21 protein-coding genes are annotated in these 23390 nt (G+C 64.8%); 10 read left to right on the forward strand and 11 right to left on the reverse strand.

From position 1 onward, the window contains the following. The first annotated feature begins 119 nt into the window (after positions 1–119). Entirely contained in the window at positions 120–1070 is a 951-nt protein-coding gene (locus tag U5760_RS16715) for a DUF535 family protein (protein WP_322013302.1), read from the forward strand. Positions 1071–1074: 4 nt separating this feature from the next. Here U5760_RS16715 and U5760_RS16720 read toward each other — a convergent pair whose 3' ends face one another. From U5760_RS16720 to fae, 4 genes are all read right to left on the reverse strand, one after another. Next, positions 1075–1542: a YaiI/YqxD family protein gene (locus U5760_RS16720; RefSeq protein ID WP_322013304.1), complete on the reverse strand. Its 468-nt coding sequence runs from the start codon at positions 1540–1542 to the stop codon at positions 1075–1077. Between the two features lie 194 nt (positions 1543–1736). Next, positions 1737–3191, reverse strand: coding sequence for an NAD-dependent succinate-semialdehyde dehydrogenase (locus U5760_RS16725; protein ID WP_322013306.1), 1455 nt, complete (start codon positions 3189–3191; stop codon positions 1737–1739). After that, the gene (locus tag U5760_RS16730) at positions 3188–4207 is read right to left on the reverse strand and encodes an aldo/keto reductase (RefSeq protein ID WP_322013307.1); all 1020 of its coding nucleotides are present in this window, start codon (positions 4205–4207) and stop codon (positions 3188–3190) included. The genes U5760_RS16725 and U5760_RS16730 overlap by 4 nt, the downstream gene beginning before the upstream one ends. Positions 4208–4233: 26 nt before the next feature. Beyond that, the gene (gene fae, locus U5760_RS16735; protein ID WP_322013309.1) at positions 4234–4755 is read right to left on the reverse strand and encodes a formaldehyde-activating enzyme; all 522 of its coding nucleotides are present in this window, start codon (positions 4753–4755) and stop codon (positions 4234–4236) included. Positions 4756–5183: 428 nt separating this feature from the next. Here fae and U5760_RS16740 point away from each other — a divergent pair, with 428 nt between their 5' ends. The 5 genes from U5760_RS16740 (at position 5184) to U5760_RS16760 (ending at position 10402) form a co-directional block, all read left to right on the forward strand. Further along, positions 5184–6224 carry an ABC transporter substrate-binding protein gene (locus tag U5760_RS16740; RefSeq protein ID WP_322013311.1) on the forward strand — a complete coding sequence of 347 codons (1041 nt, stop codon included), beginning with the start codon at positions 5184–5186 and terminating at the stop codon, positions 6222–6224. An 80-nt stretch (positions 6225–6304) separates the two neighbouring features. Beyond that, positions 6305–7261 (forward strand): proline/glycine betaine ABC transporter permease, encoded by a 957-nt coding sequence (locus U5760_RS16745; RefSeq protein WP_322013313.1) that lies wholly within the window; start codon positions 6305–6307, stop codon positions 7259–7261. Between the two features lie 74 nt (positions 7262–7335). Then, entirely contained in the window at positions 7336–8160 is an 825-nt protein-coding gene (locus tag U5760_RS16750) for a betaine/proline/choline family ABC transporter ATP-binding protein (protein ID WP_322013314.1), read from the forward strand. 8 nt (positions 8161–8168) lie between these two features. Continuing rightward, the gene (locus tag U5760_RS16755; protein ID WP_322013316.1) at positions 8169–9344 is read left to right on the forward strand and encodes an MFS transporter; all 1176 of its coding nucleotides are present in this window, start codon (positions 8169–8171) and stop codon (positions 9342–9344) included. Between the two features lie 179 nt (positions 9345–9523). Further along, positions 9524–10402 (forward strand): LysR substrate-binding domain-containing protein, encoded by an 879-nt coding sequence (locus U5760_RS16760; RefSeq protein ID WP_322013595.1) that lies wholly within the window; start codon positions 9524–9526, stop codon positions 10400–10402. On the opposite strand, the gene U5760_RS16765 is transcribed toward U5760_RS16760, so the two are convergent. The 4 genes from U5760_RS16765 to aldA form a co-directional block, all read right to left on the reverse strand. Next, a complete protein-coding gene (locus U5760_RS16765) occupies positions 10375–12057 on the reverse strand; it encodes a choline dehydrogenase (RefSeq protein WP_322013318.1) in 1683 nt (560 codons plus the stop codon). The genes U5760_RS16760 and U5760_RS16765 overlap by 28 nt on opposite strands. A 16-nt stretch (positions 12058–12073) precedes the next feature. Next, positions 12074–13291 (reverse strand): mandelate racemase/muconate lactonizing enzyme family protein, encoded by a 1218-nt coding sequence (locus U5760_RS16770; protein WP_322013319.1) that lies wholly within the window; start codon positions 13289–13291, stop codon positions 12074–12076. 3 nt (positions 13292–13294) lie between these two features. Next, the gene (locus tag U5760_RS16775; protein WP_322013321.1) at positions 13295–14614 is read right to left on the reverse strand and encodes an MFS transporter; all 1320 of its coding nucleotides are present in this window, start codon (positions 14612–14614) and stop codon (positions 13295–13297) included. A gap of 151 nt (positions 14615–14765) precedes the next feature. Further along, positions 14766–16187, reverse strand: coding sequence for an aldehyde dehydrogenase (gene aldA / locus U5760_RS16780; protein WP_322013323.1), 1422 nt, complete (start codon positions 16185–16187; stop codon positions 14766–14768). A 510-nt stretch (positions 16188–16697) separates the two neighbouring features. On the opposite strand from aldA, the gene U5760_RS16785 reads away from it, so the two are divergent. Next, on the forward strand, positions 16698–17882 hold the full coding sequence (locus U5760_RS16785; protein WP_322013324.1) for a M23 family metallopeptidase: 1185 nt from the start codon (positions 16698–16700) through the stop codon (positions 17880–17882). A gap of 141 nt (positions 17883–18023) precedes the next feature. After that, complete coding sequence (locus tag U5760_RS16790; protein WP_322013325.1) at positions 18024–18842, forward strand: hypothetical protein; 819 nt, start codon at positions 18024–18026, stop codon at positions 18840–18842. A 514-nt stretch (positions 18843–19356) separates the two neighbouring features. Here the strand turns inward: U5760_RS16790 and U5760_RS16795 are convergent. Both U5760_RS16795 and U5760_RS16800 read right to left on the reverse strand, forming a co-directional pair. Further along, a complete protein-coding gene (locus U5760_RS16795; RefSeq protein WP_322013326.1) occupies positions 19357–19641 on the reverse strand; it encodes an H-NS family nucleoid-associated regulatory protein in 285 nt (94 codons plus the stop codon). Positions 19642–19706: 65 nt separating this feature from the next. After that, a complete protein-coding gene (locus U5760_RS16800) occupies positions 19707–20336 on the reverse strand; it encodes a hypothetical protein (RefSeq protein ID WP_322013328.1) in 630 nt (209 codons plus the stop codon). 315 nt (positions 20337–20651) lie between these two features. Here U5760_RS16800 and cysS point away from each other — a divergent pair, with 315 nt between their 5' ends. Together cysS and U5760_RS16810 are read left to right on the forward strand one after the other, a co-directional pair. Further along, positions 20652–22007 carry a cysteine--tRNA ligase gene (gene cysS, locus U5760_RS16805; protein ID WP_322013329.1) on the forward strand — a complete coding sequence of 452 codons (1356 nt, stop codon included), beginning with the start codon at positions 20652–20654 and terminating at the stop codon, positions 22005–22007. A gap of 255 nt (positions 22008–22262) precedes the next feature. After that, positions 22263–22784, forward strand: coding sequence for a DUF1697 domain-containing protein (locus U5760_RS16810; protein WP_322013332.1), 522 nt, complete (start codon positions 22263–22265; stop codon positions 22782–22784). A gap of 38 nt (positions 22785–22822) precedes the next feature. On the opposite strand, the gene U5760_RS16815 is transcribed toward U5760_RS16810, so the two are convergent. Continuing rightward, positions 22823–23368: a hypothetical protein gene (locus U5760_RS16815; RefSeq protein WP_322013334.1), complete on the reverse strand. Its 546-nt coding sequence runs from the start codon at positions 23366–23368 to the stop codon at positions 22823–22825. Between the last annotated feature and the right edge of the window lie 22 nt (positions 23369–23390).

Below are 23390 nucleotides of genomic sequence, written 5' to 3' on the forward strand. Positions count from 1 at the left end.
CGCCTGCGGGGAAAGGCCCCGCGCTACAAAACTGCACAATTTCGCACCGAACTCGACAATTCCCGGCCGCCCCGAGCGCTAGCATCCGGCCCGTTGCAATATCGCAAGGGATGACGCCCATGGCCCAGATCATCGGCAAACTCGGCATACGGCTTCCGTGGCTCGCGGACTTCTTCCTGTCGCTTTCGATGATCCACCGGGCCGGGCGGACGCTCTATCCGGGCGCGACGCTCTTTCACCGGTGGCGTCGCACGCGGCTGTGGCTGCGCTCGCTCGCCTGCTGGCACCCTACCGTCGTCTGGCTGCGCCGCTGTTCGAGCTCGCCCCTGCGGGAGATCGTCATGCGCCATCCGCGGGCGCTCGAACGGCCCCATCGGCCGTTCCTTCACAAAGCCTTCGGCTCGTACGACCGGATCGCAGTGAGTCTCTATCATCAGGCGTGGAGTCTCAGGCATGCGCCGAGCATCGCGCAACGCATTGCCCACGAAGGCTCCACGGTGATCGCCCGGTTCGCCGTGAGCGCCGAGCAGTGGGAGGTGACGCTCGAATCGCTCGACCAGTTTCAGATGGAAGGCGACTGGACGCTCTGCATTCGCGACATGGCGGGGCGGCGCGTGGTGTCGTGCACGTTCAGCATGGCCTGCCTCGGCGGCAAGATCGAGCGGGCGCGCCTGTGCGTGGGATCGGTCCAGGGTCCCGACTCGCCGGCCAACGGACGCGAACTGTTTCGCGCCCTGACGAAACGCTGGCACGGGTTGCGGCCGAAGGTGCTGGCGATCTATCTCGCCCAGTGCGTGGCGGCTGGGATGGGAGCGCACGGAACAGTCATCGTCGCGAAGCGCAGCCATATCTACGAGAGCTGGCGCTATTGCCTGCGCAAGCGCCGTGTCCGTGCCGACTACGACGCGCTGTCGCGCGAATGCGGAGCGGCCGCGCGCTGGAACGGCTGGTTCCTGCTGCCGCATCCTCCCGCGTACGCGTGGAACGATAGCGGCAACGCGATGCGGCGCCGGCGAAATGCGCTACGTGCAAGCCTCGCCGCGCAAATCGGCAGTAGCTTCGCGCATTGAGCCCTCAGCCCGCTCCGCGCCGGGTGGCACCGTGGCGGGCAAGAAAGCGGTCGAGCTCGCCGGCAAATGCCTTGCTGTCGCGCGGGCTGAACGGAGCCGGCCCGCCCGTATCGATGCCGGCGTTGCGCAGTTGATCCATCACGTCGCGCACCGTCAGGCGCTCCTGGATATTGTCTTTCGTGAGCCAGTTGCCACGCGGATCGAGCACGTGCGCGCCCTTTTCGAGTGCCGCGGCAGCAAGCGGTATATCCGCGGTAATCACCAGGTCGCCCGACACCGCCATTTCGACGATGCGGGCATCGGCCACGTCGAAGCCCGCCGGCACCTGAATCGACTTGATGAACGGAGAGGGCGGCGTGCGCAAATACTGGTTCGCGACCAGCGTCACCGGCACCTCGGTACGGCGCGCGGCCCGAAACAACATGTCCTTGATGACGACGGGACACGCGTCGGCGTCGACTAGCACTTGCATGGAGGCAATTCCGCTACGTTAAACGGCCATCATATAGGAAGGCCGGCCGGATCCCCGGGGGGAGCAACCCGGCCTATTCGCCGACAACCACCGGGTCGCTCCCGGGTTGGACCAGCGCCGGAAATAAAAAAAGCCGCCACGCTTTCGCGCGGCGGCCTCAACCAACTCTGCAACCTGACTACAAGACCAGGCGATCAGCCAAGACCGCCCATCATCATGTACTTCGTCTCGAGGTATTCGTCGAGCCCGTACTTCGAACCTTCACGGCCCAGACCCGACTCCTTGACGCCACCAAACGGCGCGACCTCGGTCGAAAGAATGCCTTCGTTGATGCCCACCATGCCGCTTTCCAGCGCCGTCGCCACACGCCAGACACGGCCGATGTCGCGCGCGTAGAAGTACGCCGAGAGCCCATAGTCGGTGTCGTTGGCCGCGCGGATCGCTTCCTCTTCCGTTTCGAAACGGAACACCGCTGCCACCGGACCAAAGGTTTCCTCGTGCGCGAGCATCATGCCGCCGTGCGCGCCGGTGATCACCGTGGGTTCGTAGAACGTGCCGCCCAGCGCATGCGGACGGCCGCCGCACACCACCGTGCCGCCCTTGTCCTTCGCGTCGCTCACGTGCGCTTCCACCTTGTGCAGCGCGGCGCGGTTGATGAGCGGCCCCTGAGTGGCGCCCGCCTCCATGCCGTTCGAAACGCGCAACCCCTCCACCGCTTTCACGAGCCTGGCCACGAAAGCGTCATGCACGCCGGCCTGCACATAAAAACGGTTCACGCATACGCAGGTCTGACCCGTGTTGCGGAATTTCGAGGCCATGGCGCCCTCCACGGCCGCATCGAGATCGGCGTCGTCGAACACGATGAACGGCGCGTTGCCGCCCAGTTCGAGCGAAACCTTCTTGACGCTGTCCGCCGCCGCGCGCATGAGCAGCTTGCCCACGCGCGTCGACCCCGTAAACGAGATCTTGCGCACGGCTTTCGAAGCCATCAGCGTGTCGCCGATAGCCGGCGCATCGCCGGACACCACATTGAACACGCCGCGCGCAATGCCTGCACGCTCGGCCAGCACGGCGAGCGCGAAGGCCGAAAGCGGCGTCTCCTCGGAAGGCTTGAGCACCATCGTGCAGCCTGCGGCAAGTGCGGGACCGGCCTTGCGCGTGACCATCGCAAGCGGGAAATTCCACGGCGTGATCGCGCCGACCACGCCCACCGGTTCCTTCGTCACGACAACGCGCGCGCCCTTCTTCGGCGCCGGAATCACGTCGCCGTAGGCACGCTTCGCTTCTTCGGCGAACCACGTGAGGAAGCTCGCCGCATAGGCCACTTCGCCCAGCGCCTCTGCGTACGGCTTGCCCTGCTCGGCGGTCATGATGCGCGCGAGGTCTTCGCGATGTTCGAGCATCAGCTCGCCCCAGCGGCGCACCTTCGCGCTGCGCTCGCCGGCCGTGGCGTCGCGCCAGGCAGGAAACGCGTGCGACGCAGCCGCCACCGCCTGCAGCGTTTCGCGCCCACCCGCGCGAGCCATTTGTGCCAACGGTTCGCCGCTCGCCGGATCGACCACCGGATAGGTCGCTTCGCTCCCGACCCATTCGCCGTCGATATAGTTCGACGTGCGCCAGAGCGCACTGTCCTTGAGTCCCTCGATCATGCTGCGATCTCCAGGCGGCGTGCCGGACGCGACACCCGCGGAATGCGTGCGGTCACGTAGTCGTTGATGACGTCGCACGGTGTGTAGTTGCGCTCGAGTTCATACAGTTCGTCGGCGTCGAGCTTCGTCTCCAGCGCGGCGAGTGCGCCTTCGAACTGCGCGACCGTGTCCGCGCCCACCAGCATCGACGAAACGCCGCTGTGCCCGAGCACCCATGCCTGGGCGATTTGCGCGCTCGACACGCCGCGCGCGTTCGCCACCTCGGCCACCGAGCGCGCGATGTCGCGCGAGGCTTCATCGTCGTACATCTGCACGGTGAAGAAGTCGGTCTGGTTGCGCACCGACTTCGCGTCGCCGGAGAGCAGGCCGCGCGCGAGCGGGCTGAACACCGAAACGCCCACGCCCTGGTCAAGACAGAACGGGATCATCTCGCGCTCTTCCTCGCGATATGCGCAATTCAACTGCAGCTGCATGTTGATGGGCCGCGCGAAGCCGTGACGCTCGCAGGCCTGCAGGATCTTCGCGAACTGCCACGTGAACATCGTCGACACACCGATATAGCGTGCCTTGCCCGCGCGGACGATGTCGTTCAACGCATCCATGGTTTCTTCGACGGGTGTGTTCACATCGAAGTAATGCAGCATGTAGATATCGACGTAGTCCGTCTGCAGACGGCGCAGCGATCCGTCGATACCGTCCATGATGTGCTTGCGCGAATGGCCCTGGTTGTTCACGCCATTGCCGATGGGGTAGCCCACCTTGGTCGTGAGCACGAGTTCGTCGCGCTTCGCGATGCGGCGCACGATGCGTCCGACCACTTCTTCGCCCACGCCCGTCGAATAGAAGTCGGCGAGGTCGATGAAGTTCACGCCGGCTTCGAGCGCACGGCGCACGATCGGCTCGCTCTGCTCTTCGTTATAAATCCACGGTTTCCAGTCCGGCGTGCCCATGTTCATCGTGCCGAGGCATAGACGCGACACCTTCAGGCCGGAGCGTCCCAGTTGTACGTATTGCATTGCGGTCACCTGTCGTGATGTCTGGGTCAAGCCGCGCGGGCCTTGGGCGTATAGAAAGGATTACTGATCTGGTCGCGCACTTCGGCGAGCTTGTCGAGCTTCGGCAGGCCGTTCATCGCAGCGTGGATCGCCGTCTTGCACGCCGTGTAGTTGTTCTCGTACACCGCGTCGAGATCGTCGCAGGCCCAGTTCACCCAGTTCGCCGTGACGATGCACCATTCGTTCTCCGCTTCGGGCGGCAGCGTGCCGTCCAGCATCGCCTCGGTCACCGCTTTCGCGATCGCCGCCTGCGAAGCGCCCCACGTGGCGTTGCCGTGCAGGTCGCCGCGAATGTCCGCCTTGTTCACGTAGAGCGTGACCGGCTTGACGGGCACGTTCGGCTGCGCGACCACCATGAAAGGCACGTGGCCTTGCGAGGGCGAAGACAGACTGTTCGTGAACGCCTGGCCCACCGGGCCGTTGCGCGGACCGATCATGATGTTGATATGGGCAGCGTTTACGCCTGGTCCCGCGAAACCCTCGCCGATATAGACTTCCAAAGCTTTCATGTCTGACTCCGTCTCCTGTGTCGATCCGGAGTTGGCGCTTGAGCGCCTACTCCGGTCCTATAAAAAATTTCAACAGCGGGTTGTTGTGCACCGCAACGTCACACGGGAATCACGAATTCCGCGCTGTGGCGTGCATGTCGAGACGAATTCCAGCACAAGCGTCACGCACACAAAAGCTACGAAATCTCATGGGGGCATGAGGCGCATTCATCGCCGCGAGAGGCGTTCTGCGTGGCATGAGAACAGGTAATGCTTCAATGACTATTCGTGGCTTCGCAACCCGAAACCCTGCCGCTAGACTCTGTTCGCGTGAATTGAACGCCGGGCTCAGGCAATACCTGACGACCCGACGCAAGGCATCCGTAACGGAGCAATGCATGGGACGAGAGTAGGCGTTAAAGCGCCAACGCTCGTCGACAGGAGACAATATGAATAGTATGAAGCTGGCAGGCGCCCGCCTCGCCGCTGCGCTCGCACTCACCTGTGCCGCGACCAGCAGTTTTGCCGCCGCACCCGACTGGTGTGGCGCAGGCAAAACCGTGAAGCTCGCCCAGATCACCTGGGAAAGCGGCGCGCTGATGACCGAAATGGTCCGCACCGTGCTCGAAAAGGGCTACGGCTGCAAGACGGAGGTCGTGCCCGGCGCCACCGCCGCCACCGAAACCGCTCTCGCCAACGGCGACCTGCAAGTCTGGGCCGAGCACTGGACCGGCCGCAGCCCGATCATCGCGCGCGGCATGAAGGACGGCAGCGTGAAGCTCGTGGGCGAACTGATCCCCGGCGGCGACCGCGAAGGCTGGTATGTCCCCGACTATATGATCCACGGCGACCCGGCTCGCGGCATCAAGCCGATCGCGCCGCAGTTGCGCTCGATCTCGCAGTTGCCGCAGTACAAGAATCTCTTCGCCGACGACGAAGAGCCGGGCAAGGGCCGCTTCTACAACTGTCCCTCGGGCTGGGACTGCGAGCGCTTCAACAACCGCCTGCTCGACGCCTACAAGCTCGGCGACGACTATACGAATTTCCGCCCCGGCACCGGTGCCGGTCTCGACGCCGCCGTGGCATCCGCCTACGAGCGCGGCAAGCCCATTCTGTTCTATTACTGGCAACCCGCGGGCCTGATGGCGAAGTACCATTTCGTGCAGCTAGAAGGCGCGCCATACAGCGACGCCTGCTGGAGCACCATCGCCGATCCGAAGGGCACACCCTGCGCCTCCGCGTTCAAGGTCTCGCACCTCACGGTGGCAGTCTCGACACCGTTCTACGAGGCGCAACCCGACGCCGTGGCGTTCTTCGGCAAGATCAGCCTGCCGCTCACGCTCGACGAGCAACTGGTCCAGCAGATGCACGACAAGAAACTCGACGCATCCACGGTCGCGCACACGTTCTTCGAGCAGCACCCGGAAATCTGGAAGCAATGGGTGAGCCCGGAAGTCGCGGCGCGCGTGCAGGCAGGCCTGCGCACCTAGCGAAACACGGCGGCACTCTTGCCGGAACACTGCGGTAATCCCGCCAAGCGGCACCTGACTTACGCAGAATGAGGCTCACCATGGGATCCCCCTTCCTTCACCTCTCCATCGCCGACTGGGTCAACGACCAGGTCACCGCGTTCGTGCAGCAGTACGGCGACGCCTTCCACAACTTCAGCGTGCTGATGCTGCGCTACATTCTCGTGCCGCTCGAAAGCCTGCTGCGCGCCACGCCCGTCTGGGCCGTGCTGCTCGCCGTCGGCCTGCTCGGCTGGCACGCCTCGCGCCGCATCGGCGTGGCGCTCCTGTTCGTGGGCCTGCTCTACCTGATCGGCTGCTTCGGGCTGTGGGACAAGCTCATGCAGACTTTCGCGCTGATGCTCGTCTCCACGCTCATTTCCGTTGCGCTGGGGGTGCCCATCGGCATTCTCGCGGCGTCCAGCAGCACGCTGCGGCGCATCCTGCTGCCGGTGCTCGACGTCATGCAGACGCTGCCGAGCTTCGTGTACCTGATTCCGGTGCTGATGCTGTTCGGTCTCGGCAAGGTGCCGGCGATTCTCGCCACCGTCGTCTATGCGCTGCCGCCGCTCATCCGCCTCACCGATCTGGGCATCCGTCACGTGGACGGCGAGATCGTCGAAGCGGCCCGCGCCTTCGGCACCACGCGCTCGCAGTTGCTGTTCCAGGTGCAGTTGCCGCTCGCACGTCCGAGCATCATGGCCGGTATCAACCAGACCACGATGATGGCGCTCTCCATGGTCGTGATCGCTTCGATGATCGGCTCGCGCGGCCTCGGCGAAGACGTGCTTGCGGGCATCCAGACGCTCGACGTGGGCAAGGGCATGCAGGCCGGTATCGCGATCGTGATTCTCGCCATCGTGATCGACCGCATCAGTCAGGGCTACGGCCAGGGACGCCGCACGCGACGGCTCTCGCGCAACCAGAAGCAGCCGTCGCGCATTCCGTTCCGGCGTGCCCGTGCCGAAAGCGCGGACGACGCGAAGACCGGCGACCTGAGCGGCCAGCCCGCGAAGTGAATGCGTATGCGCGGGTTCTGCACAAACGAAGCGGCAAACTCGCGCAGCACCAACACAGCATCGAGGTAACGAACATGAGCGGCATCGAAGTCAAACACGTGTACAAGATCTTCGGCACGCGCGAAGCGGGCGAGCGGGCGCTCGCCATGCTGCGCAGCGGCGCCACCAAGGCCGAAGTGCTCGACACGACGCGCTGCAACGTCGGCCTGAACGACGTGAGCCTGTCTATCGGCTCGGGCCAGATCTTCGTGATCATGGGCCTCTCGGGCTCGGGCAAGTCCACGCTCGTGCGCCACTTCAACCGGCTCATCGAGCCGACCGTCGGCGAGATCCTGATCGACGGCAAGGACGTGCTCAAACTCTCCGAAAGCGGGCTGCGCGAATTGCGCCGTTACGGCGTGAGCATGGTGTTCCAGAGCTTCGGACTCCTGCCGCACCAGACGGTGTTGAGCAACGCGGCCTATGCGCTCGTCACGCGCGGCGAGAAGAAGGATGTCGCGCACGAGAAGGCACGCGAATGGCTCGGCAAGGTGGGCCTCGCGGGCTACGCGAACCACTATCCCGACGAGCTCTCGGGCGGCATGCGCCAGCGCGTGGGCCTCGCCCGGGCGCTGGCCGCGGATACCGATGTGCTGTTGATGGACGAAGCCTTCTCGGCGCTCGACCCGCTGATCCGCACCGAAATGCAGGACCAGTTGCTCGAACTGCAGACCTCGCTCAAGAAAACGATCGTGTTCATCACGCATGACCTCGACGAAGCGCTGCGCATCGGCAACCAGATCGCGATCCTGCGTGACGGCCGCCTGATCCAGTGCGGCACGCCCGACGACATCCTGCATCGCCCCGCCGACGACTACGTGAGCCGCTTCGTCGAACGCCGCGCCGGCGTACCGCACTAAACCGTCGCATGCGGTCGCTGATCGGGCTGCTCAGCGGCTATACGCTCCTGATTTGCGGCAACAGCCTGTTGACCACGCTGGTGTCGCTGAGGATGCTGCACGTCGAGCGTTCCGCGCTCGACGTGGGCCTCGTTCAGTCCTGCTACTACCTCGGTTATATCGGGGGGGCGCTCGGTCTCGGCCCTCTTGTCGCGCGCATCGGTTCGCAGCGCGCGTTCATCGGTTTTTCCGCGCTCACCGCGCTCGCGGCGCTCGGTTATCTGTCGTTCGATACGCCCGGTGCCTGGGCCGTGCTGCGGCTCGTGACCGGCTTCAGCATGGTGGGCGTGTTCACCTCGATCGAAAGCGGCGTGAACGGCGCGGTCCCGAACGCGCGGCGCGGGCAGGCGTTCGCGCTCTATCTCGTGCTGACCTATCTGGGCGTGAGCGTCGGGCAGTTCCTGCTCGGCTGGACCACGACCGACGGCGCAGGCGCCAGCGATTTCGAACGGATCTTCGTCAATGCGCTCTTCGTGGGCGCCCTGATTCCCGTCGCCCTGATCGGCGACTGGCAAGTACCGCTCTCGTCGCCCCAGGGTGCGGCCGCCTCGCCGCTCGCGACCCCCAAGCGCCCTGCGCTGCTCCTCGACGGTCTGAGCGAACTCAAGCGCGCCGCCCCTCGCAGCGTGCCGGCCTGCATCGGCGCTGGCCTCCTCTCCAGCGCGTTCTATGCACTCACGCCCGTCTATCTCGAGCGCATCGGTTTTCCGGCTGCCGACATTTCGCACGCCATGGGCATCGTGCTGATCGGCGCGCTGCTTTCGCAATGGCCGGTGGGCAAGCTCTCCGACCGGATCGGCCGGCGCGCCACCCAGGGCCTCGTATCGGTCGCGGCCGCCGTGCTCGCCGCCGCGCTGATCGTGGTGCGCACGCCGCTCCTCGTCGATTGCGTGCTGTTTCTTTACGTGGCGCTGACGTTCACGCTCTACGGCGTGATCGTCTCCGACGTCAACGATCGCGTCGATCAATCCGCGCGCGTGAAAACCAGCGCGACGCTCCTGCTCGTCTTCTCCATCGGCGGCGCGGCCGGCCCGACGATCGGCTCGCTCTTCATGCGCTTTCTGGGCGCCGGCGGCCTCTACGTGTTCGCACTCGCCGTGACGGTGGGGCTTGCAACGCTTTCCCGCGCCCAAGCGAGGGTTTGAATGGCACCTCGACCACGCCACTCCCTTGCCGCCACGGTGCGTGCTTCTCTCCCTGGTATACTGCGCGCTTCGCATGAGGTGCCGTCTCTGGACGGCCTCACCCGCAGCGCAGCATGGGACCCGAGTCAGCGTTAAAGCGCCAACTCGGGTCGACAAAGGAGATGAAATTGAAGCGTAAGATGCCCGCGCTGAACGCCCTCAAGGCGTTCGAAGCCGCAGGCACGAGCGGCAGCTTCACCCGCGCCGCGGAGCAGTTGAACGTGACGCAGAGCGCCGTAAGCCGCCAGGTGCGCCAGTTGGAGGAGCAACTGGGCGAAACGCTGCTCGAGCGTCACCACCACCGGCTCGAACTGACCGAAGCGGGCCGCGCGCTGCTGCGCACGCTCCAGCAGTCGTTCGACCGTATCGAGCTGACCGTGCGCACGATCCAGCAGAAGAGCGACCTCAACCGCCTGCGGGTGAACGTACCGCCCACCTTCGCGAGCCGCTGGCTCGTGCCGCGCCTCGCGAAACTGCACGCGCGGCACCCCTCGCTGGAACTGAGCGTGACCACCCGCCTGCAGGACAGCCTCGCCGATTCGACCGCGCTCGACTGCGCGATCCGCTTTGGCGATGGCGAATGGGAAGGGCTGGAAAGCTCCCTGCTGATGCATGAGGAGCATATTGCGGTCTGCGCGCCGGCGCTGCTCGCCCGCGGCCCGCTCGATCTCGCGGAAGAAACATTGCTTCACGTTCTGGCCGGCGAGAACCAGCGTTATCTGACCTGGCGCCACTGGCTGGACGCCGCCCGCATCGAGGGCGTGGATACCTCGGGCGGCTACGAGTTCGATCTGCTCGACCATGCGATCAACGCCGCCGTCGAAGGTCTGGGCGTGACGATTGCCGACCGCAACATGATCGGCCGCGAACTGGCCGAAGGCAAACTGGCGCCCGTCAACGCCGTGCACGTGGACGGACGCCAGTCGTACTGGTTCGTGGTGCGGCCGGAACAGCGGACGTCGAAACCGCTCCAGCTGTTCCGGCAATGGCTTCAGGACGAGATTGCCGCCGCCCGCTGAGTGCCGGCGCGCACCGCCCGGCGCAAGGCCGGGTTTTCACCCTGCTCCGCGTCTTCGAGGATCATCGCCGCCCCCTTTTCCGCGACCATCATCGCCGCCGCGTTGGTGTTGCCCGAGGTGATGTTCGGGAAGATCGAGGCATCGACCACGCGCAACCCTTCAATGCCGTGCACGCGCAGGCGCGCATCGACCACGGCCGTCTGCGGATCGGGGCCCATCGCGCAAGTCCCGCACAGGTGGTAGATCGAGCCGCTTTGCTCGCGGAAGTATTGCAGCATGCTCGCGTCGTCGGTGACGGCCCTGGCAGGCGATACCTCTTCCACTGTGACGTCCTTGAGTGCCTTCGCCTGCATGATCTGGCGTACGAGGCGGCCGCCCTGCATCACCTCGTCGCGATCCTTTTGCGTCGAGAGATAGTTGCCGCGAATGAGCGGCGCATCTTCCACGCGTGCCGATGCGATCTCGACCGACCCGCGGCTCGTGGGCCGGCACGGGTTGTAGGCAATCAGGAAGCCCGAATACGGTTCCGGCGTGAGCGAGGCGCGGTTCGACTTCGGAATCCGGTACGAGAGCGGATTGAAGTAAAGCTGGATGTTCGGCTGCGCCTCTTCCGGATTCGTGCGGAAGAAGCCACCCGACTGGTTCACGCTCATCGAAAGCGGGCCCTTGCGGGTCAGCAGATATTGCAGGCCGAACTTGAGCTTGCCAGCCCAGCTGCCGAACGCATCGTTGAGCGTTTTCACGCGCGCGCGATAGTAGAAGCTCACGCACAGGTGGTCCTGCAGGTTCTGCCCGACCGCCGGCAGTTCATGCACGAGACCGATGCCATGCCGATCCAGCAGCGCACGCGGGCCCACGCCCGAGAGTTGCAGCAGCTTCGGCGAATCCACCGCGCCCGCGGCAACGATCACCTCGCGGTTCGCATGGAACGTGCGCTGCTTGCCCTGCTGCTCGATCTCTACGCCGGTCGCACGATGCGTCGCATCGAACAGCACGCGCGTGGCGTACGCATGATGCTCGATCGTGAGATTCGGGCGATGCCCCGCGCGATGCAGATAAGCCACGCTGCTCGAATCGCGGCGGCCGTTGCGCGTGTTCACATCGTAGATGCCCACGCCTTCGAGGCGCGCACCGTTGAAATCCTCGTTGCGCTCGTACCCCAGCTGCTGGGCGCCTTCGATAAAGGTCTCGCAGATCGGATGCGCGCCGTCTTTCATCGGCGTGATGCGCACGGGGCCGTCCGCGCCGTGCCATTGCGTATTGCCCAGCGGATGCGATTCGAGCTTGCGGAAATACGGCAGCACGTCGCGGTACGACCAGCCCGGATTGCCGGCAGCCGCCCAGTCGTCGTAGTCGCGCTGGGCGCCGCGCACGTAGATCATCGCGTTGATCGACCCGGATCCGCCCTGCACCTTGCCGCGCGGGCAATAGATCTTGCGGTCCGCCAGCTCGGGCTCCGGCTCGCTGTAATACATCCAGTTATAGACGGTGTTGTAGTACAGCTTCGCAAAACCGATGGGGATCTTGAACCAGAACGATTTGTCCGGTCCGCCCGCTTCGAGCAGCAGCACGGAGTGCTGGCCCGAGGCCGAAAGCCGCTCGGCGAGAATGCAGCCCGCCGACCCGGCGCCGACGATGATGTAGTCGTAGTTCATCGCTATGTTCCTTGCTTCAGCCGCGCGCCGGCGACGTGTCGCGCACGTCGGCCGGTTTGTCCGCCATCTGCAGGTGCAGGCGCTTTGCCGTGTAAGGCGTATGCGCGCGCACGACGTCCATGTTGAGTTCGACGCCGAGACCCGGTGCCTTCGACGGAATGATGTAGCCCTCTTCCCAGCGGATCGGCTGCTTGAGCACTTCCGCGTGGAAACCACCCCAAGTGCCGATGCTTTCCTGAATCAGGAAGTTCGGCGTGCAGGCCGCGAGCTGGATGCTCGCCGCCGCACCCACGGGGCCGTTGTAGAGGTGCGGCGCGATCTGCGCGTAATGCACTTCGGCGAGACTCGCGATCTTCTTTGCTTCCAGCAGCCCACCCACGCGGCCCACGTTCATCTGCAGGATCGAAGCCGCGCCCGCCTCGAGCAGCTTGTGGAACTCGTACTTGGTGGTGAGGCGCTCGCCGGTCGCAATGGGAATCGACGTATGACGCGCGACGTTGGCCATCGCCTCTTCCTGCCCCGGCGGCACCGGCTCTTCGAACCAGAGCGGGTCGTACTTCTCCAGCCGCTTCGCCAGCCGGATCGCCGAGGAAGGCACCATCTGCCCGTGCGTGCCGAACAGCAGGTCGGCCTTGCTGCCCACGGCCTCGCGCACCTTGCGGCAGAACGCTTCGCAGCGGTCGAGCACTTCGAGCGAAAGCTGATGGCCCGAGTAAGCGGTATACGGGCCAGCCGGATCGAACTTCACGGCGGTGAAGCCGAGCTTCACGTTCTGCACCGCGCATTCGGCGGCGAGATCGGGATCGTCGTAGTCGTACTCGCCCTTCGCGTTCTTCGGGTAGAGATAGGTGTACGAACGAAGCCGCTCGTTCACCATGCCGCCCAGCAGTTCGTATACCGGCTTGTTGGCCGCCTTGCCGATAATGTCCCAGCATGCCATTTCAAGGCCGCTCACGACGCCCATCATCGTGAGATCCGGGCGCTGCGTGAAGCCGCTCGAATAGGCTTCGCGCCAGAAGCGTTCGACGTGATGCGGATCCTTGTTGAGCAGATAGCGCTCGAAGACGTCCGCGATGGCGGGCACCATCACGTCCGGGTGGAACGTGGCGGCATAGACCTCGCCCACGCCTTCGATGCCGCAATCGGTCTGCAGCGTGACGAAGATCCAGTACATACCGCCGATGTGCGGAGGAGGCACCGCGACGACATGCGTTTGCATTGAGACGACTTTCATGGTTCAAACCGTTTTCGAGTGAGTCATGCGCTTGAGCGCGAGGGCCGCCACGCCGCCGAGCGCACCGATGGCCGCCACGTAGGCGAAGTAAATCTGATAACCCAGCATGCCAGCGTAATGCTGCGTGATATAGCCGTTCACGAGCGGCAGGAAAATGTCCGACGAGTAGCCGATCAGCGAGACCATGCCGATGGCGAGGCCCGTAATGCGCATGGGAATCGCGCAATGGTCGAGCAGCGTCCAGTAGAGCCCGCGGATCGCGTAGGTCATGAGGCCGATGAAGAGCACCACGGCGCCGAGCAGCGCCATATTGCGCAGCGCGGGCAACAGGATGAGGCCGATCAGCCCGAGCACCGCGAGAAACATCGCCACGATCAGCACGCGCACATTCGAGAAGCGGTCGCCCAGATAGCCGCCGCCGATGCCGCCGAGCGGGCGCATCCAGAGCTTGAGCGTGGTGACCATGCCGGCCGCCACGACGCTCATATGCAATTCGCCTTGCTGGAGATAGGCGGAGAAGCTGTAGGTGGCCCAGAAGATCTGATAGCCGCAGAACACCACGGCCGCGACGAGCCACAGTTGCGGAATCGAAGCGAGTGTCGCGAGATCGCGCAACAGGGAGCTACGCGTTTCGCCGTCCTCAGCCTGTCCTTCTTCGCTCGCGGCGGCCTGTGCGGCCTGATCCTTGAACAAACTCATCAACGCGCCGAGCGCGATGCAGGTGAACGAATAGAGATAGATCACATGACGCAGCCCCGCGGCCTCGCCGCGGCCGCCGCTCGTCGCTGCGGCGAAGAGCGCCAGCGCGATAGTGGCGAGCAGCGCTTCCACGAGTCCGCGACCGCCGTCGAGCAGGCCGAAGAAACGCCCCTGCTCGTTCGCGCCCGCGATCATGCGCACCCGTTTGAGCACCGAAGCCCAGAACGTGAGACCGGTCGTGAGGCCCCAGCAGCAGAAGATCACCATCAGCACCGGAAACGCGGGCGACGTGGAATACCACAGACCCAGCGCGCCCGTGCCGATCAGCGAAAAGCAGATCAACAGGCGCGGTGCGACGCGGTCGGCCAGCCAGCCGCTCGGCAGATAGCAGAGGAAGAACACGATGCCGAGCACCGAGTACAGGTAGCCCAGTTGCTCGTTGTCGATATGGAAGACGTCGAGCATCGTGGTCTGATAGACCTGACGCAAGTAGAGGATCGGGTAGATCGCACCGGCCGCCAGCACCAGCAGGAACAGCTGGCCATAGCGTTGCGCCGCGCTCGCGCCAAGGGGGTTGGATGTAGCGGCATCGGCCGCAAAAGGCTTTGCAACGGACTTCTGCAAGATTGTCTCCCTACGGCTCTTGCGGCACCGTCGCAGCGATCACCTCGCCACCGCGTGCCGGTTTGAAGCTTTTTCTTCGTTTTCAATGACGGGCGCCGTTTCCGCCGGCGCCCTTACGGCTATCGCTCGCCAAACCGGGTTGAGCGAACGATTAGAAAGGCATCACGACAAGTCGGGTCTGCGTGAATTCGAGCATGCCGTGCTTGCCGTCGTCGCCGCCGAGACCCGAGCGCTTCCAGCCCGCGTGGAAGCCCTGGTACGGATCGGCCGGCGTGCGGTTCACGTACAGCTCGCCCGCTTCGATCTCGTTGGCCACGCGCATCGCCGTGCGATAGCGTTCGGTGTAGAGCACCGAGGACAGGCCGAACTGGTGATCGTTCGCCATGCGCAGCGCGTCTTCGAGCGTGTCGTAGGCCAGCACCGGCAGCACCGGTCCGAAGATCTCTTCCTGCACGATCTCCATGTCCTGGCGGCACTGGCTCAGCAGCGTGGGCGGATAAAAGTGGCCCGGGCCTTCGGGCAGCGTGCCGCCGGTTTCCAGCACGGCGCCTTCCGCCAGCGCGCGCTGCACCATCGCATGCACGCTTGCGCGCGCCTGGGCGTTCACGAGCGGGCCCATACGGGTTTCGTCCACCGCGCGGTCGCCGAAGCGCACCGCCGCCATCTTCTCGCGCAGCAGCGCGACGAAGCGGTCGTGCACGTCGCGTTGCACATAGACGCGTTCGATGGCCGTGCAGAGCTGGCCGCAATGCGTGGTCTTGGAGCGCACGATCGCGGTCGCGGCGGCTTCGAGATCGGCATCGGCCTCGATGATCGCGGGTGTTTTGCCGCCCAGTTCCAGCGAGGGCTTTGCGATGTTTTCCTTGCAGTAGTCGAGCACCTTGCGACCCGCCCCGACGCTGCCGGTGAGCGTGATCATGCCCACGCCGCGCTGCGTGCAGAGCACGGCCGCCGTGTCGTGATCCATCGCGAGGATGTTGACGAGGCCGGCCGGCAGCGCGGCGTCGACGGCGGCGCGCGCCACTTCGAACGCCGAGCACGGCGTGTTGTTGCTCGGCCGCACGACCACGGCGTTGCCCGCGATGAGCGCCGGCGCGATCTTGCGCAGCAGCGTGTAGATCGGGAAATTGAACGGGATCAGGCAGGCCGCGACGCCGATAGGCTCGCGCATCAGGATCAGGTTTTCGTTCGCGCTGTCGCTCGGAATCACTTCGCCTTCGATCCGGCGTGCCCACTGCGCGTGGTAGCGCAGGATCTCGGCGGCGTAGCGCGCCTCGGCCGTGGCGTCGGCCACGCTCTTGCCCGATTCGAGGGCCAGCACCGCGCCGATGGCCGGCGCGCGCGCTTCGATCGCGTCTGCGAAGCGGTTGAGCGCCGCGCCGCGCTCCGCCGCCGGCAGACGGCGCCATGCACGCTGTGCCACGGTGGCGGCCTCGACGGCGCGAGCGGCATCGGCCGCACTCGCCGCACTCACATGGCCGACGAGCTCGCCCGTTGCCGGATTGTGGACGGCGATACGCTCGCTGTCTGCGCAAACGAATTGCCCGTCGATGAAGTTGTGATCTGATCGCATGGTGTGGTGCCGGTTCGTCGCGTACGCGGCGGCGCTCGGGCCGCCAGAATTACGCGCAGTATCGGCGCCTCCCAAAAGGGCCACAAACGATTAATTGTCGAGCCGAGCATGCGAAAAACGCATGCTGGAAAAGGCGTGGAAACGCCGCCAGGCAAGGGAATGCGGGTTTTCCCGAAGACCACCCGACGAGCGACAAAAAAGCAGATTCGCGCGTCATGCCGTAGCGTTCGGCCAGCGCGACGGCGGCCGGGTTGGCCTCCGGCACGTCGAGCGAGATCGGGACTCCAGGCGAAGGGCGGTCCGATCGTGCGCCCGTCCAGATACGCCATCGCCTGCTGCCAGGTGGCAAGGCCAAAGCCGCGCCCCCGAAAGGCCAACTTGACGATAAACCGGACCGATGCGGCAAACGAAGCGCAGTTCAATGTGCGGTAGCGCACACAAGCCGGCCGCTGCGTCTGGACACATGGACCAGAATGAACCGGAGAAAGTCGAAAAGAACAAGGAGCAAGCATGAAAGGGATGCTTTGCGGCATTCTGCCGATCCTCCTCGCAGGGTCCGCCATTGCGACCGTTCGCGCGGCGCCTGCGCCGCGCGAGGCGAAGGCGAGCGCGGTGAACGTGACCCCGGTCGTCGCGAGCATCGACAACCTGCCGATCCCCGTGAAAGGCTCCGACGGTCTCTTTCATCTGGTGTACGAAGTCAACGTCGTCAACGTCACGGGCGAAACCGCCTCGCTGAACCGCCTCGACGTCGTGGACGCCCGCAGCGGCCGAACCCTGGCCTCGCTCGACGCTGCCCAGATCGCCCAGCGCCTGTCCATCGCTTCGTCGCGGACCTCGACCGCCGCCGATCTCGGTCCGTCGCAAATGGGCATTCTCTATCTGCATGTGCTCGTGCACGGCGCCGCCGCCCTCCCGGCCGGTCTGAAGCACGCACTCACCGTCACGCTAAAAGGCCAGACGCTCGTCGAAACGATCGCGCCTGCCGCCGTGAAGCCGCCGACGACACTCGTGCTCGCGCCGCCGCTGAAGGGCCGCCGCTACGTGGCGGGAGACGGCTGCTGCGACTCGATCCGCCATGTCCGCGCCACCTTGCCGATCAACGGCCAGCTCTTCGACGGACAGCGCTTCGCGATCGACTGGGAACAACTCGACGCGCAAGGCTGTATTCGTGCGGGCGACAACAAAACGCCGGAAAGCTACGTGATTTACGGCCAGCCCGTTTATGCCGCGGCAAACGCCGTCGTCGTCGCGGCCGTCGACGGCATGCCCAACAGCCCGCCGGGCGCCCTGCCCGCCAACATCCGCGCCGACGAAGCGGACGGCAATCACGTCGTCCTCGACCTGGGCCACGGCAACTACGCGCTCTACGCGCACCTCGCGCCGCATTCGCTGAAAGTGAAGCAGGGGCAGCGCGTACGCGAGGGCCAGATGCTCGGGCGCGTGGGCACCTCGGGCAATTCGTCGGAACCGCATCTGCATTTCCAGGTGAGCAATGGTCCGCTGCCGCTCGCGTCGAATGGCGTTCCTTATGTCATCCGCGAATTCAGCGCTTCGCAACGCGTGACCTCGACCGCGGCATTCGACAAGGCAACCGAAGATGGCCAGCCGATCGCCGTGCAGCCGCTCGACGGGCCTTCCAGACATACCGCCGTCCTGCCGCTCGACCTCTCGATCGTGGACTTTACGCACTGAGCGCGTTTCCCGCCGGGCCAACTACAATTCCGGCAACGGCAGCCCGAACGCGGAAAAACAGTCCAGAAAGCGCATTGCGCAAGACACATCAGTACCTCTCGGGGGCCCTTTCGACACGAACGTTCTTTGTCGGGCGATACGATGGAAACGGCCAACTCTTCGCACGAAACGGCACCGGTCGCACGGATGGCGCACGCGCTCTCGTTCGCCCTCTGGGTGTCCATCTGCTCGGTAGCGCCGGAATTCATCTGGCAAGGACTGCTGGCCAATCTCCACAAGCTGGATTGGGCGGGCATCGGCTCGGTGATCGTGACCGGGGGCATCATCGCCTTTTTCGTGGAACCCCTGACCGAACGGCTGCGCGCATTTCGCTTGCGCCTCGCGCACGCGCATGCGCCGACCACCCAGGCGACGCTGGTGGCGTTCGGTCTCGCCGTACTCGCCGTGTTCGTGCACGAGGCCATTGCGGCGTTCATCGAGCATCCGCCATCGGACTACGCGGAGAAGGACAGCATGGCGTACGCCATTGCCGCCGTGATCCAGTGGGCGTGGATCCCCTTTACCACCACGCTGGCATGGCTATGCGCGAGAAAAGCTATCTGGGCCCGGGCACCCCTGTTCATGATCGCGTTCGCTTCGATCTTGATGGTCGGTCCCGCTTATCAGTGGGACTTCTCCGATAGCCTCACAACGGCGCTGCCCTGCGCGGCCATTCTCATTTACGGCTATCTCGTCGTGCGCAGGGACGGTGCCGAGCCCCCGTTCGTACGCTGCGCGAAAGCCACGGCGGTCGTCGCCCTTGTCTGGCTCGTGGTGGCGGGGTTGCTGCAACTCGCGCTGTCGCGCTTCGGCACGCACGGTTTCGCCCTGTATTCGTGGCCCGAATACACGATCGATTTCCGCTTCTACGTGGGATGGGTGATCGGCCTCGCCGTGGCGCCGCAGCCGGCTTATCGCTGAATGCGCTCGATACGCGCAATGCGCTTCACCGCGTGCGGGAACGCACGGTCCTTTCTTCACATTGTGGTCTCATTGCATCATAAGTTGCCGGCTCGTCGCGTCTGCGCAAGAGTCGCGCGCATGCGCCGACGGTTGCGCTGGTACGCGCGATGCTACACAGAAGTAGAGGGGACTGCGGGTTTCCCCGAAGCGTTGCCGGACGCGGGTTTGGCCGTTATAGCAGGCATGCGGGAGAAGCGCGTAGCGAACGCAGGAACTGGCTGCGATATCGATGTCTCATCAGGGCATCGCACCAGGGTCTCGCACTCTAGACTGGCTTCGAGACCGGACTACACAACCGGGCGCCACAACCCGGACAGAAGTAATGGGGGCTGCAATGCGAGTGACCAACTGGATCGTCGTACTGGACTGCGCTTACATGGAGTACACAAGCTGGCGCGGCAAGAATGTGTATCGGCGCACCGTGGCGTACGACCGTGTGGTGTGGTGCTGACGCGCGACGTCTTAGCGTGCCTTAGCGTACCTTATCAGCCGGCGCGAACAGGTCCAGCGTTTCGCCGCCTGCACGCCCTTCGCTGGCCTCTGCGGCGCGCGGCTTGCGTGCGCCTCGTCCGGCGACCTTTGCCCCCACTCCCGCCTTCTTCGCGCTCTTGCCGAAAAGATCCTCTGGCGTAAAGCCGAATTCGGCAATCGCGGCGCGCGCCGCAGCAAGCGCCTCGGCGGCCGCTTCAGCGCGGGCCTCTTCAATTCGAGCGTCGAGTGCCCGCTTTTGGGCAAGAAGTTCAAGGTAGGTCGGCATCGGGCAATCGTCGAGCGAAACAGCGGACCCCGGATTGTACCTGCCCGCTCGTGCGATGTGCCGTATCAGACCGATTTGGCGGGACGGCCGGTCTTGACCGTTTCGACTGCGGCGATCGCAGCCAGCAAACGCTTTCCGGAAGCCGAATCGAGCAGCAGCAGACCGGCACGCAGCAATTCGCTCTTCTTCACGGTGACGCCCGCATCGAAGCACTTCTTCTTGAGCACCGCGATCTTCTCGTAATCGGCCTTCGGCATCGTGAAGCTGTCGCGCACGACCTTTTCCTTCTTCGCGGTTTCTTTCTTCACGCTGTCTTTCTTGACCGCGTCCTTCTTCGCTCCGGCTTTCTTCGAGCTCTTCGCCCGGGCCTTCTCCGCCACTTCCGCGACCACGGCTTCGGCCTTCTTCACGGTTTGCCCGGACTTCTCCGCAGCTGCCGCAGCCGGCTTGTCGCCCGAAGCCTCGGTCGTGGCCGGGGCCAGCGCCGGGGACTCGGCCGGAGTTGCTGCCTCGATCACGACTTTCTTCGCCACCTTCTTCGAAACCTTCTTTGCAGCCTTCATGGTCTTTGCGCTCTTTGCGGCCTTTGCCGCTTTGCCGGCCTTGACGGGTGCCGGGTCGCCGGCAGCTTCGACAGACGTCGTCGGGAAATAGAAAGCCTTCTTCGTAGGCTTACGCAGAGTGGGTTCAGTCATGCTGTTTATACGGGTTATACGGGTCGATCGAAAAAAACAGTATATACCGTTTCACCCTCCTTTCCGTGACAGGCACATGCGCCAAGGTTGACCGGCAGGCGAAGAAGCCGTTAGGATCGATGCCATGTCCAGTCACGCCAACCGCACCGCCGCTTCCGTTCGCGCATGTTGTCAAACCATGCCGGGGAGACGGTGCGCCTTGCGCATCCCGTAACATCGCATTCGCATGTCCCTCTGGCCGCCCGTTGAAAAACCGGCGGCCTTTTTGTTTTTTGTCCGCTCTTTTCCTTCACTCTCGTCGCAACGGAACGTTCGATGCCACTCGCCTTGTATGACACCTGGTCGCGCAGCGTGCGCCCCTTCGCCCCAATACAGCCCGGACACGTCGGCATGTATTGCTGTGGGCCCACCGTCTACGACCACGCGCACATCGGCAATCTGCGCACCTATGTGTTCGAGGATGTCCTGCGCCGCGTGCTAGAACTCAACGGCTATGCGGTTCGCCATGTCGTGAACATCACCGACGTGGGCCACCTCACGTCCGACGCCGACGACGGCGAGGACAAGATGGAAAAAGGCAGCCGCCGCACCGGGGAATCGGCGTGGGCCGTCGCCGCGCGCTACACGGAGGCGTTCATGGAAGACTGGCGCGCGCTCAATCTTCTGCCGCCTTCGGTATGGTGCCGCGCGACCGATCATATTGCCGGGCAGATCGACTTCGTCGCCGCAATCGAGCGTGCCGGTTACACGTACCGCACCTCGGACGGCGTGTATTTCGACACCAGCAAACAGGACGACTACGGCTTTCTCGCCCGGCTCGATCGCGCGGGCCTGCAGGCGGGCAAGCGCGTCGCGCTGGGCGAGAAGCGCAGCGCCACCGACTTCGCGCTCTGGAAGTTCAGCCCGCCGGGAACGAAGCGTCAGATGGAATGGGACAGCCCCTGGGGACGCGGTTTTCCGGGCTGGCATATCGAATGCTCGGCGATGTCGGCGAAGCACCTCGGCGTGTGGTTCGACATTCATTGCGGCGGCGAGGACCATGTTGCGGTCCACCACAGCAACGAGATCGCGCAGACCGCCGCCGCCCATGGCACGCGCCTCGCCAACTTCTGGATGCACGGCCACTTCCTGACGATGGATGCCGCGAAGATGTCGAAGTCGAGCGGCGATTTCGTGCGGCTCGCGACGTTGCGCGAGCGAAACGTCGATCCGCTCGCCTACCGCTATCTGTGCCTCACAGCCCACTACCGAAGCAAGCTGCGCTTCGACTGGTCCGCGCTCGATGCCGCGCAAACCGCACTGAACCGGCTGCGTCATCTCTACGTGACGTGGCCCGAGGACGGCACGGCGGATCCCGGCTTCGTCGAGCGCTTCGCAGTGCAGATCGATGACGACCTGAACCTGCCGCGCGCGCTGGCCGTCCTCTGGGCGCTCGTGAGGAGCGGGCTTGCGCCCGCGGTATTGAAGGCCACTGTCGATCGCTTCGACACGGTGCTGGGTCTTGGGCTGCGCGAATGGCAGCGACCGGAACAGACGCTGCCGGAAGACCTCCGCTTTCTGCTGGCCGAACGCGACGAGGCGCGCGCGCAAAAGGACTGGGCAAAGGCAGATGCGATCCGCGAGCAACTGCTCGCACGCGGCTGGCAGGTGGCGGACGGCAAGAGCCGCTAGCGCGCCATCGGGCTGAACTATCGAGCGGTACTGCGCGGCTGCGGCCTCGCCATGTCGGACGGGTCGTGCAGATGCCGCGCGTATTGCCTGGGCGCTCTGCAGCGACGGCGGCATCGCTCGCCAATCAGGCGCAGGCGCTGCGTGAATTGACGGCGGCCTTCAAAGTCGCCTGGCCCCAGGCTGCAAGCCGCGAGCGACATCATGGGGCGGCCGTCCATCGCGCCGCCCCCCTGCGAAACCCCTTAGAATCGCGGCATGCAAACCTATGTCGCTTTTCTGCGCGCCGTGAATGTCGGCGGCACCGGCAAGCTGCCCATGGCCGAGCTGCGCGCCATGGCCGAAGCCATCGGCTTTACGAACGTGCGCACCTATATCGCGAGCGGCAACGTCGTGTTCCAGAGCGCGCTTTCCGAAGCGAAAGTGAAGGCCGCGTTCGAGGATCGCCTCGCGGATTACGCAGGCAAGCCAGTGGGCGTGCTGGTGCGCACCGGCCGCGAACTCGCCGCGGTGCTCGGTGCCAACCCGTTCCCCGATGCCGCGCCCGACCGCACCGCCGCCATCTTCCTCGATACCCCGCCGCCCGCCGATACGCTGGCGAACGTAAGCGGCCTCGGCACCGAAACCATTGCGCTCGGCAAACGCGAGATCTACGTGCACTACAAGGACGGCATGGGACGCTCGAAGCTGCGCATTGCCGCAGCGAAAGCCGGCACCGCGCGCAACATGAACACCATCGCCACGCTGGCCCAGTGGGCCGCGGAGTCGACCGGGAAGTAAACGCCGAAAAAAACGCCGGAAACCAGGCGGCCGTGCGCTCAGAATTTGTGCTGCACGGACACGGTCGCGCCCGTATCGTGCTCGTGCCCGAGCATGGGGAAATGCGCACTCGCGGAAACGCGCCAGTCGTCGATCAGCATGGCGAGCCGGCGCGGCGGATGCGCCGCCGTGCCCGTGCCGTCGTCCATCAACTGGAACATGTCGACGAGATCGACGTTGGGCGCAATGGAATTGAAGCGCCCCGAAGACTGCGCTTCCGGCAGCGTCTGCATCTGCAGATGCAGGAGGTCGGGCGCCAGCGCCGCGGCGCGCCCGGTGGCCGCGACCGGTGCGGCATAGAAGTCGCCGGGCTTGAGCCCTTCCGTGGCGGCTTGATAAGACGAATACTGCATCTCGTAGTGGAAGACGTACTGGCCCGCGTCTGGAATGGGCATCACCGTTTCGACGGGCAGCGGCGCAACGGCGGCGAGCAGCAGGCCGGTCGATGCCCCATCGCCCGCCCCCTGGGCGAAAGCGCTGGCGCCAAGGACAAGACAGATCGCGCCGGCAGCCCAGCGCGGTTCGCGACGGCCTATCGAGAGCATGATTTTCATCCCATGAGGATTA

It is taken from the genome of Paraburkholderia sp. J12 (assembly GCF_905220215.1).
Taxonomy (GTDB): domain Bacteria; phylum Pseudomonadota; class Gammaproteobacteria; order Burkholderiales; family Burkholderiaceae; genus Paraburkholderia.

What these genes read in the sequence shown, in the direction of transcription:
- U5760_RS16715 (WP_322013302.1), top strand. Translation starts at nt 120, where the DNA reads ATGGCCCAGATCATCGGCAAACTCGGCATACGGCTTCCGTGGCTCGCG.
- U5760_RS16720 (WP_322013304.1), bottom strand. Translation starts at nt 1,542, where the DNA reads ATGCAAGTGCTAGTCGACGCCGACGCGTGTCCCGTCGTCATCAAGGAC.
- U5760_RS16725 (WP_322013306.1), bottom strand. Translation starts at nt 3,191, where the DNA reads ATGATCGAGGGACTCAAGGACAGTGCGCTCTGGCGCACGTCGAACTAT.
- U5760_RS16730 (WP_322013307.1), bottom strand. Translation starts at nt 4,207, where the DNA reads ATGCAATACGTACAACTGGGACGCTCCGGCCTGAAGGTGTCGCGTCTA.
- fae (WP_322013309.1), bottom strand. Translation starts at nt 4,755, where the DNA reads ATGAAAGCTTTGGAAGTCTATATCGGCGAGGGTTTCGCGGGACCAGGC.
- U5760_RS16740 (WP_322013311.1), top strand. Translation starts at nt 5,184, where the DNA reads ATGAATAGTATGAAGCTGGCAGGCGCCCGCCTCGCCGCTGCGCTCGCA.
- U5760_RS16745 (WP_322013313.1), top strand. Translation starts at nt 6,305, where the DNA reads ATGGGATCCCCCTTCCTTCACCTCTCCATCGCCGACTGGGTCAACGAC.
- U5760_RS16750 (WP_322013314.1), top strand. Translation starts at nt 7,336, where the DNA reads ATGAGCGGCATCGAAGTCAAACACGTGTACAAGATCTTCGGCACGCGC.
- U5760_RS16755 (WP_322013316.1), top strand. Translation starts at nt 8,169, where the DNA reads ATGCGGTCGCTGATCGGGCTGCTCAGCGGCTATACGCTCCTGATTTGC.
- U5760_RS16760 (WP_322013595.1), top strand. Translation starts at nt 9,524, where the DNA reads ATGCCCGCGCTGAACGCCCTCAAGGCGTTCGAAGCCGCAGGCACGAGC.
- U5760_RS16765 (WP_322013318.1), bottom strand. Translation starts at nt 12,057, where the DNA reads ATGAACTACGACTACATCATCGTCGGCGCCGGGTCGGCGGGCTGCATT.
- U5760_RS16770 (WP_322013319.1), bottom strand. Translation starts at nt 13,291, where the DNA reads ATGAAAGTCGTCTCAATGCAAACGCATGTCGTCGCGGTGCCTCCTCCG.
- aldA (WP_322013323.1), bottom strand. Translation starts at nt 16,187, where the DNA reads ATGCGATCAGATCACAACTTCATCGACGGGCAATTCGTTTGCGCAGAC.
- U5760_RS16785 (WP_322013324.1), top strand. Translation starts at nt 16,698, where the DNA reads ATGAAAGGGATGCTTTGCGGCATTCTGCCGATCCTCCTCGCAGGGTCC.
- U5760_RS16790 (WP_322013325.1), top strand. Translation starts at nt 18,024, where the DNA reads ATGGAAACGGCCAACTCTTCGCACGAAACGGCACCGGTCGCACGGATG.
- U5760_RS16795 (WP_322013326.1), bottom strand. Translation starts at nt 19,641, where the DNA reads ATGCCGACCTACCTTGAACTTCTTGCCCAAAAGCGGGCACTCGACGCT.
- U5760_RS16800 (WP_322013328.1), bottom strand. Translation starts at nt 20,336, where the DNA reads ATGACTGAACCCACTCTGCGTAAGCCTACGAAGAAGGCTTTCTATTTC.
- cysS (WP_322013329.1), top strand. Translation starts at nt 20,652, where the DNA reads ATGCCACTCGCCTTGTATGACACCTGGTCGCGCAGCGTGCGCCCCTTC.
- U5760_RS16810 (WP_322013332.1), top strand. Translation starts at nt 22,263, where the DNA reads ATGCAAACCTATGTCGCTTTTCTGCGCGCCGTGAATGTCGGCGGCACC.
- U5760_RS16815 (WP_322013334.1), bottom strand. Translation starts at nt 23,368, where the DNA reads ATGCTCTCGATAGGCCGTCGCGAACCGCGCTGGGCTGCCGGCGCGATC.